13 protein-coding genes are annotated in these 15,187 nt (G+C 36.4%); 1 reads left to right on the top strand and 12 read right to left on the bottom strand.

Annotation, left to right across the window (positions count from 1 at the left end; translation table 11 throughout):
- Positions 1-147: 147 nt before the first annotated feature.
- Positions 148-726 carry a DUF7010 family protein gene (locus KM885_RS11610; RefSeq protein ID WP_047186816.1) on the bottom strand — a complete coding sequence of 193 codons (579 nt, stop codon included), beginning with the start codon at positions 724-726 and terminating at the stop codon, positions 148-150.
- Between the two features lie 82 nt (positions 727-808).
- Positions 809-1,699, bottom strand: a complete 891-nt coding sequence (locus tag KM885_RS11605; protein WP_047186815.1) for a LysR family transcriptional regulator — start codon at positions 1,697-1,699, stop codon at positions 809-811.
- Between the two features lie 109 nt (positions 1,700-1,808).
- Between KM885_RS11605 and KM885_RS11600 the strand changes: the two genes are divergently transcribed.
- Positions 1,809-2,999, top strand: a complete 1,191-nt coding sequence (locus KM885_RS11600; RefSeq protein ID WP_216884019.1) for a coenzyme F420-0:L-glutamate ligase — start codon at positions 1,809-1,811, stop codon at positions 2,997-2,999.
- Positions 3,000-3,130: 131 nt separating this feature from the next.
- On the opposite strand, the gene KM885_RS11595 is transcribed toward KM885_RS11600, so the two are convergent.
- From KM885_RS11595 to KM885_RS11550, 10 genes are all read right to left on the bottom strand, one after another.
- Complete coding sequence (locus KM885_RS11595) at positions 3,131-4,180, bottom strand: aldose epimerase family protein (protein ID WP_257455782.1); 1,050 nt, start codon at positions 4,178-4,180, stop codon at positions 3,131-3,133.
- Between the two features lie 109 nt (positions 4,181-4,289).
- Positions 4,290-5,723, bottom strand: a complete 1,434-nt coding sequence (locus tag KM885_RS11590) for an MFS transporter (protein ID WP_244986998.1) — start codon at positions 5,721-5,723, stop codon at positions 4,290-4,292.
- A 228-nt stretch (positions 5,724-5,951) separates the two neighbouring features.
- On the bottom strand, positions 5,952-7,277 hold the full coding sequence (xylA, locus tag KM885_RS11585; RefSeq protein WP_216884017.1) for a xylose isomerase: 1,326 nt from the start codon (positions 7,275-7,277) through the stop codon (positions 5,952-5,954).
- Between the two features lie 162 nt (positions 7,278-7,439).
- Positions 7,440-8,951, bottom strand: coding sequence for an endo-1,4-beta-xylanase (locus KM885_RS11580; protein WP_216884016.1), 1,512 nt, complete (start codon positions 8,949-8,951; stop codon positions 7,440-7,442).
- Between the two features lie 273 nt (positions 8,952-9,224).
- Positions 9,225-9,830, bottom strand: a complete 606-nt coding sequence (locus KM885_RS11575; protein WP_216884025.1) for a polysaccharide deacetylase family protein — start codon at positions 9,828-9,830, stop codon at positions 9,225-9,227.
- Between the two features lie 305 nt (positions 9,831-10,135).
- Positions 10,136-11,119, bottom strand: a complete 984-nt coding sequence (locus KM885_RS11570; protein WP_216884015.1) for an aldo/keto reductase — start codon at positions 11,117-11,119, stop codon at positions 10,136-10,138.
- 59 nt (positions 11,120-11,178) lie between these two features.
- Positions 11,179-12,309 (bottom strand): Gfo/Idh/MocA family protein, encoded by a 1,131-nt coding sequence (locus KM885_RS11565; RefSeq protein WP_216884024.1) that lies wholly within the window; start codon positions 12,307-12,309, stop codon positions 11,179-11,181.
- Positions 12,310-12,332: 23 nt separating this feature from the next.
- A complete protein-coding gene (locus KM885_RS11560) occupies positions 12,333-13,301 on the bottom strand; it encodes a sugar phosphate isomerase/epimerase family protein (RefSeq protein ID WP_216884014.1) in 969 nt (322 codons plus the stop codon).
- A 64-nt stretch (positions 13,302-13,365) separates the two neighbouring features.
- Positions 13,366-14,445, bottom strand: coding sequence for a Gfo/Idh/MocA family protein (locus KM885_RS11555; RefSeq protein ID WP_216884013.1), 1,080 nt, complete (start codon positions 14,443-14,445; stop codon positions 13,366-13,368).
- A gap of 46 nt (positions 14,446-14,491) precedes the next feature.
- On the bottom strand, positions 14,492-15,142 hold the full coding sequence (locus KM885_RS11550) for a ThuA domain-containing protein (protein WP_216884012.1): 651 nt from the start codon (positions 15,140-15,142) through the stop codon (positions 14,492-14,494).
- Positions 15,143-15,187: the final 45 nt, after the last annotated feature.

The raw sequence follows: 15,187 nt of genomic DNA, 5'->3' as shown, positions 1-15,187 counted from the left end.
CAACTTAAACCTTTTAATTTAGGTAAAGTTTTCCTAAAAGTGGCAGACAAACGCTCCACCAAAATTACGACAAACTTCTCCATATTATATGGCAAATTAAAATATTCCCCGGGAAATACATCTCGTTTTTTGTAAAAATTTGTTTCTTTAAATTTGCATCTCTTTGTTCAATTGTCCTTCTAATTCAAGAGTCAGTTTTTTATTTTCGTTCAGAAGTAAAATAATAGTTATTAAATATATGATTCCTAAGCCAAAAGGTAAAATTTTATAAACGTAATCCATAAAAACAAATCCGACAATAGAAGAAAACAATACAACCGCCATGGATTGAAATATAAATCCTTTACTTTTATAAAGAACGCTAAATGGAAGGAAATGAGCACCAGTCAAGACAGCAATAAAAAATGGTAACCACTCAATTTTCTCCATATAAATGATGATTAAAATCGGAGCAAAAAATAGTTGCATTCCTCCAATTACACCGGCAAAGTTCGATAACTCATTACCCTTTGCAATAAAATCGATCTTAAGCAGATTCGAGACTAAGATACCTAATGGAAATAGCGTTCCAATACCTATTAAATAAATTAATCCTAACAGGTTAATATGCATATCGAAAAGACCTAAAATTCCCATTAGAAACCAATAAAGGCTTCCAACATAAAACATGGTTACCCCTTTTTTTGTTCGTTGCATTAAGTCATTTTGTACTTCTTTTACATTCATTAAAAATCCCCCAAATTAATACTTCTATGATACAAATAGTCTAACACAGAATTATCGGAAATTTACCCATTCCCCCTAAAATTCACAATCTCCTTTCTCCGATTAGTTCCACAAATTTGGCTGCTGCAGGTGAAAGAGAGACACTTTTTAAGTAACATACCCCAATACTTCTCTTCGGTATTTCTTCTTTCAATTGTACTTCATATACGAATCCTCTATTTAAATAATCGAGCGAAAACTCTCTGGTTACACAAGCTAATCCTAAATTAATTTTCGCAAAATCTAATAACAAGTCATGAGAACCTAATTCAAACTCTGGGGAAAGTTTAAACCCTTTTGATAAAAGATAATCCTCCACATATTTCCTAGAATTAGAACTAGGCTCAAGAAAAATTAAGGGAAGCTTTGCTAGGTCCTCTAAATCTAATGGTTTGGAAAGGATGCTCTTATACTTCTCTCCACAAACAAATGTATCATGAATATCAATGTAAGGAATTACTTCAAACGATTGATTATCCACTGGAAGATTACAAACTGCAATATCTACCTCCCCGGATTTTAAAAAGGATAATATTTCAAAGGTTGTTCCATTTAGTATTTTAAATTTTATCTTAGGATAGTTATTATGAAACGTTTCTAAATAGGGCAGTAAGAAGTGTCTAGAAATGGTGTCACCTACCCCTATCTTTAATTCACCGGCCGTTAAATTTTTAATTTCTAATATTTTTTGCTCACCCGTATCGATTAGATTAAGGGATGAATGGACATACTCAAATAGAAGGCTCCCTTCATCTGTTAAAGAAACCCCTTTTGCAGTTCTATTAAATAAACGGGTTCCTAATTCCCTCTCCAATTGCATGATGGACTGGCTTACGGCCGGCTGAGTAGTATATAACTTTTTTGCCGCTTTGGAAAAACTTTTTTCCCTACCTACCATCCAGAAGACTTTGTATAAGTCTAATTTACTCACCATATAACCACCTCTTATATCTACTATTATATATATTAATTTTACTTATATTCTTAAAAAATGTATAGTGGAAATAGAAGTTATTAACTCACTTATTTAAGGAGCGATTCAAATGGAAAGAGTAGTTGGAACTGTTGTTAGAGGTTTACGTTGCCCCATTATTAACCAAGGGGATCAAATAGAAGAGATTGTCGTGGACAGCGTATTGAAAGCTTCTGAAGTAGAAGGTTTTTCTATTCAAGATAAAGATATCGTAACAATAACAGAATCCATTGTTGCCCGCTCTCAAGGTAACTACGCAACAATTGACCATATCGCCAAAGACGTGAAATCAAAATTTGGTGATGATACCATTGGGGTTATTTTCCCGATTTTAAGTCGTAACCGTTTTGCTACTAACCTTAGAGGAATTGCAAAAGGTGCGAAGAAAATCGTTCTTATGTTGAGTTATCCATCTGATGAAGTAGGTAACCATTTAGTCGATATTGATCAACTTGATGAAAAGGGAGTAAATCCTTGGACAGATGTTTTAACAGAAAATCAATTCCGCGAGCTTTTTGGAGAAAACAAACACACTTTTACTGGTGTTGATTATATTGATTATTACAAATCCATTGTTGAAGAATATGGAATCGAATGTGAAGTCATTTTCTCTAATAATCCGAAATCTATATTGGAATATACGAAAAGCGTATTAGCATGTGACATTCATTCTAGATTGAGAACGAAAAGAATCCTGAAAGACAATGGTGCAGAAAAGATATATAGTCTTGATAATATTTTATCAGAGTCTGTCGATGGTAGTGGTTATAATGAGGAATATGGTTTACTTGGGTCTAATAAAGCGACGGAAGACCGTGTAAAACTTTTCCCACGTGATTGCCAACCGGTCGTTGATAAAATTCAACAACTCCTTCAAGAAAAAACGGGCAAAACGGTAGAAGTGATGGTTTACGGAGATGGAGCATTTAAAGATCCTGTCGGTAAAATATGGGAGTTGGCTGACCCGGTAGTTTCGCCAGCTTATACATCTGGACTTAACGGAACACCGAATGAAGTGAAACTAAAATATCTTGCTGACAATAACTTCTCTGACCTTAAAGGAGAAGAATTACAAAAGGCTATTTCTGAGTTTATTAATAATAAAGAGGAAGACCTTGTCGGTGCCATGGAATCACAAGGAACAACACCAAGAAAACTAACTGACCTAATCGGTTCCCTATCTGATTTAACTTCAGGAAGTGGAGATAAAGGTACACCTATTGTCTTTATCCAAGGATATTTTGATAATTATACGAAGTAAATATGGAAAGGGCTGTTAATTCTTCCAACAGTCCTTTCCACTATTCATTTCCTTCCCACCATATACTTCTTCAATTTCTTCATTTCTTACACTCAAGTCTTCATCCAACACCCAATTATTTCAATTAAAGACTAGTCTTCTATATCAAAAGAAAATACTGTCTGTTTTTCATAAGGTTCCCCTGGCTCTAAAATCACACTTGGAAAATCCTCCTCATGCAACGATGCAGGAGAACTTTGTGTTTCAAAACATACTCCTAAATATCTCTCCGATAGACCTTCTGCTAAACGAAGCCCTTCCGGTAGAGTCGTAGAAGTATACATGACAACTCCCGGTTGATTGGTTCGTACTGATAATATACGACCTGAATCAATATCTTTCATAACAATGTTGTTTTCTAATGCATTGTCAAAAAGAAAATAATGATCATATCCTTCATTTGCTATACTATTTTGTTTCGTATGCTCATTAAACCCTTCACCTAACCTACGACCATTCCTGAAATCAAATGATGTTCCTTCTACATTCACAAGTTTCCCAGTTGGAATAAGCGCTTCATCCAACTCTACAAACTTCCTACTATCTAAAACAACATGTTGTTGATGAACCGTATGTTTTAAATTTCCACTTAAATTAAAATAAGAATGGTTAGTCAAAGTTAGTGGTGTAGTTTTGTCGCTTTTTGCATAGTAATCAATAATGAATTGATTATAATTGGTTAACGTATAAGTAACCTCAATATCTACATTACCGGGAAATCCACCTTCTCCATCCATACTTCTATAAATTAAATGAACCCCAATCTTATCTTCCGTTTGAAACGAAGTTGTTTCCCATAAAACATGATTGAAGCCAACTGAACCACCATGAAGGCAATTTTCCCCATCATTCGATTCCACTGAATAAGTATTCCCATTCAAATGAAAGGTGGCTCCCTTAATTCTCCCAGCAACTCTACCAATTAAAGCCCCAAGATAGAAAGGATTGGTTTTATAATCCTCTAAGTTTTCATAACCAAGGACAACATTTTCGATATTTCCTTTGTTATCAGGTACTAAAATCTTAGTTATGATTCCACCATAATCGAGAAATTCTGCTGTCACACCATTATCATTGGTTAATGTAAATTGTTTCCATGTCTCTCCACTCTCTACTTGTATTTTTTTAGTATCAATTTTCACTATAAAATCCCCCCAATTCATTCGCTACAAACAAGAGTTTGAATTATAAGTATTAGAAAAGCAGGATGCCATTATGATGCTCCTGCCTTTTATAAGACTTATATAGATTCTATTTTTCCATGATATACTTTGTTCGATCTTCTCCAACACGACCTTCATGTATTTCTTCTCTAATTTGCGGCATGAATTTTTCATAATTTAGTAGTAGTACTACAATAAACATAAGAACAATCATTACTAGTGGGAAGTAGATAAACATCGATTTAATCGCAAAGATAGCGCTATCAGGTTGAATAGCTGAATTGGCAACATATCCACCTAATTGTAGCGCCCAACCTACTAAAGCCGCTGTTAGACCTTGTCCAATTTTCATACCAGCACTAGTTAAGCTAAATACAGATCCTTGAACAGGAACACCTGACTCCCAATAAACGATATCTCCAACATCTGCTACAATCGCACTAAGCCCAGCTTGTAATAGAACTAGACCTAACGCATTAATAACTGTTGCAACAACCAATCCTGTTAAGTTTTCCGAAAAGAATATCATCATACCAGTTCCTAGTACAGAAACTAACAATCCAACATTTACACTCTTTCTTAAACCGTAAAGTCCGACAATCTGGGGTGCAAAGAACAGTCCAATGATTAGCGGCAATAAGGATGCTGTACTTAAAATCCCCATCACATTGGGATTATCAAAAATGTATGTTGCATAATAAATTCTTGCACCTGTTTCGGTTTGTCTTAAGTACCATAGTAGGTATAAAACAATTGCAAGAATAAAATATTTGTTCGAGAACAAAACTTTCATAATTGGCACAAAAGAAGTCTTTTGTTCTTTATCTTTCTTTTCAGCAACATTACGTTCTTTTACAAACCATCCAGTAATCATCAGTGGTACTGCACACAACAGTCCATATATAGCAGCTGTCCATGTCCAACCTTGTTGCCCACCACCAAACGCATCTACTAATATAGTTGTAAATGTTGTAATAGATAGTACGGCAACATTAGCAAAGATAAAACGTATACTTCCTAGAGAAACACGGCCTTTTTCGTCCGTTGTCATAAAGGAAGTAAGGGAAGAATACGCTACATTGTTAGCAGTATAAAATATTACTGAAATGAGAAAGTATACAATAAATACATAAACAATCTTACCAGTCTGACCAAACATTCCTGGTACATTAAATAGCATGAACGTTAAAACACCCAAAATAGGAGCAGTCATGAACACCCATGGTTTTGCTTTCCCCCATCTTGTATTCGTATTATCAATGATGGTCCCCATAAATATATCACTAAAACCATCAAAAATACGGGCAAGTAAGATGATCGTACCAATAATACCTGCACTAATGCCTACTGTGTCAGTCATATAAATAGTAATGAAGGAAGCAATAAAGGTCCAGCTATAATTTGCTCCAAAGTCCCCTAAACCAAAAGTAAGTTTTTCCGTCATCTTTAGTTTAGGTGTTTTATCCGGCCTTGATGCCTGTAGTTGTTCTGCTCCGTGAAATTCTTGTTTAACGTTTTCCAAAATAAACCCCACCTAGTCATTAAATCGCTTTCAGTATTAAACAAAGATTCTTCTATTAATTTCAAGTCAAAAACTTATCCTTTTAAAAAGAAAAAACGGAAGCGCTTCCTTATTATACTGTAAAACGCTCACAAACTATAATATTAATTTTGCGAATTCTATCAGGAGATCAAACAAATCTATTGTTCGATCTCCCTATTGTTTCATATTAGGTTCAAAATGCTACATTTACTTCCCAGCAAATGTCGTAAGTAAATATTGATTAATCGTAGCTTTGATGCGTTCTAGTTTACCAGATTTATTGCTAATTTCTGTTAAGCCAAGGGCATGTTCTTCTAGTTTGTGGAAATCTGTATTTCCTTCTACTATGTCAAGACCAATGCCTTCTTTAAAACTCGCATAACGATCCTCTAGTACATCCTCTAGTACTCTATCGTCTATTAAACGTTGAGCTACTTTTAATCCTACTGCAAAGCTGTCCATCCCTGCAATATGGGCATGGAATAAATCTTCCGGTGTAAATGAACCACGGCGAACTTTTGCGTCAAAGTTCAATCCTCCACGACCAAGTCCACCATTTTTTAGAATTTCATACATAGCTAATACAGTTGTATGAAGGTCTGTTGGGAATTCATCTGTATCCCATCCTAGTAATGGATGACCTTGGTTAGCATCCACAGATCCTAGCATGTTGTGAATACGTGCATAGTGTAATTCATGTTCAAACGTATGACCAGCAAGTGTTGCATGGTTTGCTTCGATGTTAAATTTGAGTACATCTTCAAGGCCATAGTGTTGTAAGAATGCATAACCACTTGCTACATCAAAGTCATATTGATGAGAGGTTGGCTCTTTTGGTTTTGGCTCGATTAGGAATTGTGCGTCAAATCCAATTTCTTTTGCATAGTCATTTGCCATATGGAAGAAACGACCAAGGTTGTCCATTTCTAGTTTCATATCTGTATTTAGTAGTGTTTCATAACCTTCACGGCCACCCCAGAATACATAGTTTTCAGCACCTAATTCTTTTCCTACTTCTAATCCTTTTTTCACTTTAGCAGCTGCATAAGCAAAAACATCTGCATTACTTGATGAACCCGCACCATGAACAAAACGTGGATGGCTGAAATTATTAACAGTATTCCACAGTAATTTGGTCTTACTGTCTTTCATGTATTCTTTGATCATCGCAACAATCGTATCTAAATTCTTGTTGGATTCTGCCAATGTATCCCCTTCAGGTGCGATGTCCACATCATGAAATGCAAAGAAAGGAGCATTTATTTTTTCAAAGAACTCGAATGCTGCTTCGACACGTGCTTTGGCACGATCCATGCCTTGGTATTTATCCCAAGGGCGGATAGCGGTACCTGCACCAAATGGATCAGATAAATCTTCTGTAAATGTATGCCAGTATGCTACACCGAATCGAAGAATTTCTTCCATCGTTTTACCGCCGACTTTTTCTTCCGGATTATAAAATTTAAATGCCAATGGATTATTTGATTTTGGTCCTTCATATTGAATTCTATTGATATTATTAAAATAAGTCATTTATATACCTCCAATAGCTTTTGTAACTGTTTACAAATTCATTATAACAGCTAAATCTTAGTTTGTCCATCGAATGAACAAAGTTATTGTAAACTTTTTCTTATAACATAAAAAGGGTTCACTAAATGTAAACCCCTTTCTTGTATTCCGATATTTTATCTATTATTTTAATTTTACTTGAACTGTATCTATGGTATAGTTATCCACTTCTACGCTAAGCTGATATGTTCCTTTTTCCAATGATTTCGTGCTCCAATTGAAGATATACTTTCCTTTACCTGATGAACGGAAAAAATTATCCTGATTTGCTTTTCCGCTGGATACGGCTTCCCTCTTAGAACCTAATGTACCATCAGCAGAAACCTCTGTTATATAAAGTTTCGCTTCTTCACCTGATACATCATTACCTTGCTCATCCACTAACTCCATTTTAACTGGAACTGTTCTTCCCTGTTTCATACTATTTAATTTACCTGACTTGATTGGTGAAAAGAAGGTACTAGATAAATCTCTTGGATCTACTAAGTCCATCATTGCATAATAAGCAGGTTTTACATTGTATTCGGAATCAAATACAAATGGTGCATCCTTACCCTTACCATCATCACTATGTTCTTGTGCACGATCATCTAACCAAGTGTGATTATCAGCAATTCCCCAAAATGTTACGTTGCTGATTTTATCATCCAATTCTTCATATAAATCAAATAGGTCCCTATATCGATCTGCTTGCTCTTCTAAAATACTATTCGGAATTTCATCTTCTGTATTATATTCACCGCTTGGTGGCCAACCATAAATACTAACATCCAATTCCGTAATCTGTACATCTAGCCCTAGATCCGCAAACATTTCAATGGATTCTCTAGTTTCCTCAATGGATGGCCAGCCCAGTTGAATATGTGATTGGAAGCCAACGCCATCAATTAGAACCCCTTCATCCACTAGTTCTTTTACTAGATCATAAAAGTCATCTCTTTTTACATCATCTACTTCGTTATTATAATCATTAATATAAAGCATTGCATCTTCACCAGCATATTCTCTTGCTGTCTCAAAAGCTACTTTAATAAAGTCTTTGCCAGTTATTTCATACCATGGGGATTCACGGAGTCCACCACCATCGTCAATTACTTCATTAACAACATCCCAAGCATCCACATCGTCTTTATAGCGTTCTACAATTGTTTTAATATGTGTCCTTTCTCGCTCTAGTAGAAGCTGTTTATTTTCTTCACGTTTTTCTGGGTCTTGTTCATCCACCATTGGTTTTCCTTCTTCATCTAGAAAGAACCAATCTGGTACTTGACTATGCCAAACAAGGGTATGATAACGAAAATACATATCGTTCTCTTTAGCGAACTGAACAATTTTGTCGGCATCCTCCCAATAAAATTCTCCTTCTTTTGGTTGGATGTACATAGGCTTCATTGCATTCTCTGCCACAATACTATTATAATGGTGCTTCAGAACTTCAGCTGATTCACCCTCCAATTGATCAGGTTCAACCGCTGCACCAATTTTAAAAGAATCTTCATATCTTTGATCCATTGGAGCTACTTCAGTCGCATGGATTGCATCTGATTCTTCGGCAGAAACACTATTTACTCCCAATGGCAGCATTAATGTTAAAGCCATACCTGTAATCATCGGTTTCTTTAAAATTTTTAACATAATATATCTCCTTCTCCATTAATACTTTGTCCGTTTAATGATTGAACTAAGATGATTAAAAACTCGGATTCGTATCACCTCATTTGTTAGTTTTTGGAATAGTTTAGAAATCACCCCTTTTTAAAAACTAGTATTAATATCGTAAACTCTAAGATGAAAGCCCTATCATTTTTATTATACAGTAATAAACTTAGTATATCCATTAGTTGAATGAAGTTTCTAAAAATTAGTCCTCCATCCTAGTTAGATGCTTCCTTATCAACTAAAGAGAGGTTACTCAATTGCTTTCAATAATTCACTTACTGTTACCAACTCATAACCTTGTGATTTAAGTTCAGGTACTAGCACACTTACTGCTTCTATCGTTTGTGAACGATTGCCATATCCATCATGGAATATAAGGATGCTTCCATTTTTCACGTGATTTCTTGATTTTGATAAAATAAAGTCAACTCCAGGCTGTTCCCAATCTAGGGCATCTGTATTCAGCGCACCAATCATTTGGTAACTCCTCTCCCTCAGCATTGAAATAGTCTTTTCGTCATATGCAAGAAAAGGAGGACGAAACACAAGAGGCTTTGTTCCAGTAAATTTCTGGATTAAATTCTCATTACGTTTCAATTCATCCAAACACTCGAGTGGGCTTAATTCAGTTAAATTAACATGTGAATACGTATGATTTCCAATTTCATGTCCTTGTCTAACAACCTCTCTAGCGATATCAGGATAGTTATCTATTTGTTCACCAATCATAAAAAATGTTGCTTTTCCTTCCACTTTTGCAAAAATATCCAAAATCTTTGGTGTAAAAATAGGATTTGGTCCATCATCAAAGGTAATGGCTATCCTTTTTTGTGTATTCGGTACTTCATTAATCATTTTATTCAATCATTTCGCCCCCTTCATGATTCCTATCATTGTAAAGAGGCCGGGACAAAAGGAATTTAATCGAAGAAAAATCCGAACGATATAATGGTTGGAGCATATATGCGCTCCGGAAATATACTTCGCTTTCCGCGGGCGGCTGTTGAGCCTCCTCGTGCTGTCGCACTGCGGGGTCTCACCTAGGCCTTTCCTCCCGCAGGAGTCTACGTATATTTCCTACGCTAAAATAGCACTTTGTTCGTCTTTTGAATAAGAAGTTTAGTTATGTCCCATCCTCTTTGCACAACGACCATATCTTATTAATAAACACCACGAATATAATCCTTTACATTATCATGATAGAAGGTTTTTAGTTGTTCCATTTCTTCTTGAGTATAATCTTTCACTTCAAGCGCACCCAAGTTATCTTCTACCTGTTTTACATTGCGGAAGCCGGGGATCACACTTGTTACTGCTTCATGTTCTAAAATCCATTTTAAAGCAGCTTTCGTCATATTTTCTCTTCCTTTTGCAATCCATTCCAGCTGTTTACTTAGCTCAACACCTTTTTTAAATTCAAGCCCGGCAAAAGTTTCTCCTACATTAAACGCTTCCCCGTCTTGATTAAATCGACGATGGTCGTCTTCTTCAAATGTCGTATCCTTGCTAAATTTTCCTGTAAGTAATCCACTAGCTAATGGAACTCTTGCAAGAATTCCTATCCCATTTTTTACAGCTTGTGGGAACAATTCCTCCATTGGTTTTTGCCGGAATATATTAAAGATTACTTGTAAGGAACTCGCATTCGTATTCTCAATGCAATATAGCCCCTCTTCTACTGTTTCCACACTCACACCATAATAACGAATTTTTCCTTCTGCTTTTAATTTTTCAAGAACATCAAATACACTACCATCTTGTAAGATTTCTAATGGTGGACAATGAATTTGATACAAATCAATTGTTTCGCGGTTTAAACGCTTCAAGCTACTTTCACAATATGCCCTCACTCGTTCTTCTGAATAATTATTGGAATCATGAATATCACCAGCACGGCAAAACTTCGAGGCAATATATATCTCTGATTCCTTTCCTTTTGTCGCTTTTGCCAGTAATTCTTCCGCATGTCCATCCCCATAAACATCTGCTGTATCAAAGAAGTTCACGCCTAAATCCATTGCACGCTGCAATCCTTTTAATGCCTCTGTATCATTTACCTTTCCCCATGAACCACCAATTGCCCAAGTTCCGAAACTTAGTTCGCTAATTTTTAGATCTGTATTTCCAAGTTGTTTATAATTCAATTTTATCCTCCTATTCTTTACCATGACTTTTTAATATGACTTTTATCTACATAGATTTTCTATATCCTCACCCATTGTCTCGCCTCAGCTGACTTTTCAACAGCCAATAATATCTTTTGATTTTTTAAACCGTCTTCAAAATTTGGTGCTGGTTGGTAATCCTCAGCAATCCCATTCAAAAATTCATATAATAGATGAATAAATGTATGTTCATAACCAATAATATGTCCAGCCGGCCAATAAGCACCTGCATATGGATGAATTTCTTCCGTGCAATTAATCGTCCGGAACCCCTGTAATCCCGGTTCATCATCACCAAAATAAACCTCAAGATTATTCATATTTTCCATATCCCAACGAACAGAACCTTTTTCCCCATTAATTTCAAACTTATTTTTATTCCGGTTTCCACCAGCAAATCTAGTTGCTTCAAAGGTCCCCATTGCTCCATTTTCAAATCTAGCTAAAAATGCTACAGCATCATCAACTGTGACTTCACCTAAGGAACTATTATCATCAGAGGTAGCACTAAGCCCTCCAGACATTTCTCCAATCGGTCTTTTTTTAATGAAAGTTTCCATCATGGAAACCACCTCTTTGAACTCACCGACTAAATAACGAGCTAAATCAATACTATGTGCACCAATATCACCAAGAGCGCCAGATCCAGAAACTTCCTTCTTTAAGCGCCAGACAAGTGGAAATTGTGGATCCATAATGAAATCTTGTAAATAATTGGCTCGAAAATGATAAATTTTCCCTAATCGTCCTTCATCAATCAGTTTTTTAGTAAACTGTACTGCAGGAGCAAAGCGATAATTATGACATATCATATGAGTCACATTATTCTTTTGAACAGCGTCGTACATTCGTTGTGCTTCTTCCAGTGTTAGTGCCAGTGGTTTCTCAGTAATGATGTGTTTTCCCGCCTCTGCCGCAGCTATTGCAATTTCAGCATGAGTATGATTTGGAGTAACAATATCAATAACATCAATATCCTCGCGGTCAATTAAACGGCGCCAATCCGTTTCGTATGATTCCCATCCCATTTTCGCTGCTGCTTCCTTCACAGCGGCTTCATTTCTTCCTGAAATCGCCTTTTGTACTGGTTTTAACTTTGTATCAAAGAAAAACGGTAAATCACGATATGCATGACTGTGTGCTTTTCCCATAAATTGATAGCCAACCATGCCAATTCTAATTTCCTTTTGATTTACGCCCACCACATTTCACCAACCTTTTCTTTTATTAGGATATTTTTCAGCAATGTAGCACCTTTTTGAAACCCTTCTTCAACTGACATAAGACTATCCTCATGTTCAATACTAATAGTGCCTTCGTAGCCAACTAGCTGTAGTGTACTAATAATCTTGCGCCAAGTTTCCTCGCCATGACCATAACCAACCGTTCGAAATATCCAAGATCGATTTAATTCATCACTATAGGCTTTTGTATCAAGCACACCATTTGTTGCTGTGTTCTGTTGGTCCATTGCAGTATCCTTAGCATGAAAATGATATAGTGCATCATGTTTGGCAATTTCTTTGATACTAGCAACAGGATCCATGTTTTGCCAAAAGAGATGGCTCGGGTCAAAATTAACTCCAATATTATCGCCACATTCTTTGCGAAGGCGTATCGCTGTTTCGTTATTGTATACTACAAATCCAGGATGTGGCTCTATTGCGACTCGAACACCGTGTTTAGCTAGAAACTTACTTTGCTCTGTCCAGTAAGGAATGACTTTTTCTTTCCATTGCCATTCCAATACTTCTGTGTGATCCTCTGGCCATGGGCATGTTACCCAGACAGGAAACCGAGAATATTCAGATTCACCGGGGCAACCAGAAAAAGTAATTACCGTATCCACGCCAAGTTTTTCAGCTAAACGAACTGTATTTTGGAATTGTTCATGATGCTTCCCAGATATTTCTTTATTAGGGTGAAGGGGATTTCCGTGACAGCTTAAGGCACTTATTTTTAGCCCACGTTCATCAATGGCACTTTTAAATTCCTTTCGTTTGTTTTCATTGTTTAGTAGTTCTTTAGGGTCACAATACGCATCCCCAGGGTAGCCACCTGTTCCGATTTCTATTGATTCTAACCCCATTTCAGAGATAACATCCAATGCTTCCTCAAACTTTTTATCACCAAATAAAACAGCAAAAACACCTAATTTCATGGATAACCACTCCTTTTTATATTAAAAAATTATTGATTCATACATTCACCAATCATGTCATGAATTAATCTAATGGAAGGGGGCTAGGTTGCTCACATGTACGAATTGGCTCATAATGTTTATTTGTATCTGAAGCATCTTGGAAACCATGCATAACATCTAATACATGAAAAGCAAGGTCCCCATTTGCCCTTGGCTGTCTTCCTTCTAAAATGGCATGAGCCATATCTGCAACACCTAACCCTCTACTATTATCCGTAAATCCATGTGTTAAGGGGATTTCAGACCAATTAGATTGATCATGTCGTCTTACAAACACCGGTCCACCAAATGTGTTTGGATCAGGCACAACTAGGCTTCCCTTTGTACCATATATTTCGATATTCGGTAAATGATGATGCCAAGTATCGAAACTTGTAATAATGGAAGCGACTGCTCCATTTTCAAAGTCAAGTACACCATTGATTTGTGTTGGCGTTTTTACTTGAATTTTTTCACCATATCTTGGTTCACTTGTGATAGTTCTTTCTGGAAAGGTAATTTTGGTAGACCCTGTTACGCGTTTAATAGGGCCCATTAATGTGACCAATGCTGTGAGATAGTAAGGACCCATATCAAACATTGGCCCACCACCTTCTTGATAATAAAAGTCTGGATTCGGATGCCAGCTTTCATGCCCATGGTTCATCATGAAGGCGGTTGCAGATACCGGGTCACCAATCCAACCATCATCCATTAACTTCCTACACGTTTGTATGCCACCACCTAAAAACGTATCAGGGGCACTTCCAACAAGTAGTCCCTTTGCTTTTGCAGTTTCTAATATTTTCTTTCCCTCTTCACGGGTAACAGCTAATGGTTTTTCCCCGTAGACATGCTTTCCTGCTTCAAGAGCTGCTAGATCAATCTTAGCATGAACTCTAGGTGTAGTAAGATTAATAACAAGATCAATCTCTTTATCTGCTAATAACTCTTCTGTCGTATAGACTTTATTAATTTCGAACACTTCTGCCCTTTGTTTTGCTAGATTACTATCCAAATCTGCACACGCAATAATGTCAAAGGAATCAAACATCTTTGCATTTTTAAAGTACACTTCACTTATATTGCCACATCCTACTATTCCTACTTTTACTTTTTCCATCCAAATCATTCCATTCTATTTCGTTTCATTTTTCTTGGTTGACTTTCTATCTACTTGCCCAAACAAATCCTTTTCGCATTAAGTTGATAACCTCTGGCATTCTAACAATCTCTGCAACATGTCCTAAGGAACAATAATAGACTTTTCCTTTTCCCCATTTTTTTGTCCAAACCACTGGCATATCTACCTCACCATTCACTTGATGTGGACCATCTGCAATTGGAAATCTAGTTGTGGCATGCACCTTAACCGCAGGGTCTACATGCATATAATATTGTTCCGAGACAACAGTGAAATCTTCCATTCCTTCTGTTAAAGGGTGATCAGGGTCTAAAATATGTACTTGATAGGTCATACCATCATTACCTGGATGGGCTACCCATTGACCTCCAACCATAAATTGATATTCTGTTTCCATTCGAAAGGAGTCTCCCATTCCTCCATGTAGTCCAGCTAAACCAGTACCATTTGCTACAGCATCCATAAGTGCTTGTAACTGTTCTTTCGTAATGGTACCTTGTGTCCAGTTCGGAACTATTAGATCATAACTACTTAAGTCATCTTCCTCTAGTGTTGTTAAAGTATCTGTAACGTTCACTTCAAAACTTTCTTCTCTTAAAATTCCAGCCAAAATAGTGGCTACTTCTTCAGGCTCATGTCCTTCCCATCCACCTTGGAAAATCAATGCTTTTTTCATAATAAAATTATCTCCTTCATTCATATATTCCTAAGAAGTAAAACA

It is taken from the genome of Oceanobacillus caeni (assembly GCF_019037185.1).
Lineage (GTDB): Bacteria > Bacillota > Bacilli > Bacillales > Amphibacillaceae > Oceanobacillus > Oceanobacillus caeni.
This window is presented reverse-complemented; position numbering and strand designations above follow the sequence as displayed.

What these genes read in the sequence shown, in the direction of transcription:
- KM885_RS11575 (WP_216884025.1), bottom strand. Translation starts at nt 9,830, where the DNA reads ATGATTAATGAAGTACCGAATACACAAAAAAGGATAGCCATTACCTTT.
- KM885_RS11610 (WP_047186816.1), bottom strand. Translation starts at nt 726, where the DNA reads ATGAATGTAAAAGAAGTACAAAATGACTTAATGCAACGAACAAAAAAA.
- KM885_RS11605 (WP_047186815.1), bottom strand. Translation starts at nt 1,699, where the DNA reads ATGGTGAGTAAATTAGACTTATACAAAGTCTTCTGGATGGTAGGTAGG.
- KM885_RS11580 (WP_216884016.1), bottom strand. Translation starts at nt 8,951, where the DNA reads ATGTTAAAAATTTTAAAGAAACCGATGATTACAGGTATGGCTTTAACA.
- KM885_RS11560 (WP_216884014.1), bottom strand. Translation starts at nt 13,301, where the DNA reads ATGAAATTAGGTGTTTTTGCTGTTTTATTTGGTGATAAAAAGTTTGAG.
- KM885_RS11555 (WP_216884013.1), bottom strand. Translation starts at nt 14,445, where the DNA reads ATGGAAAAAGTAAAAGTAGGAATAGTAGGATGTGGCAATATAAGTGAA.
- xylA (WP_216884017.1), bottom strand. Translation starts at nt 7,277, where the DNA reads ATGACTTATTTTAATAATATCAATAGAATTCAATATGAAGGACCAAAA.
- KM885_RS11600 (WP_216884019.1), top strand. Translation starts at nt 1,809, where the DNA reads ATGGAAAGAGTAGTTGGAACTGTTGTTAGAGGTTTACGTTGCCCCATT.
- KM885_RS11565 (WP_216884024.1), bottom strand. Translation starts at nt 12,309, where the DNA reads ATGGTTGGCTATCAATTTATGGGAAAAGCACACAGTCATGCATATCGT.
- KM885_RS11550 (WP_216884012.1), bottom strand. Translation starts at nt 15,142, where the DNA reads ATGAAAAAAGCATTGATTTTCCAAGGTGGATGGGAAGGACATGAGCCT.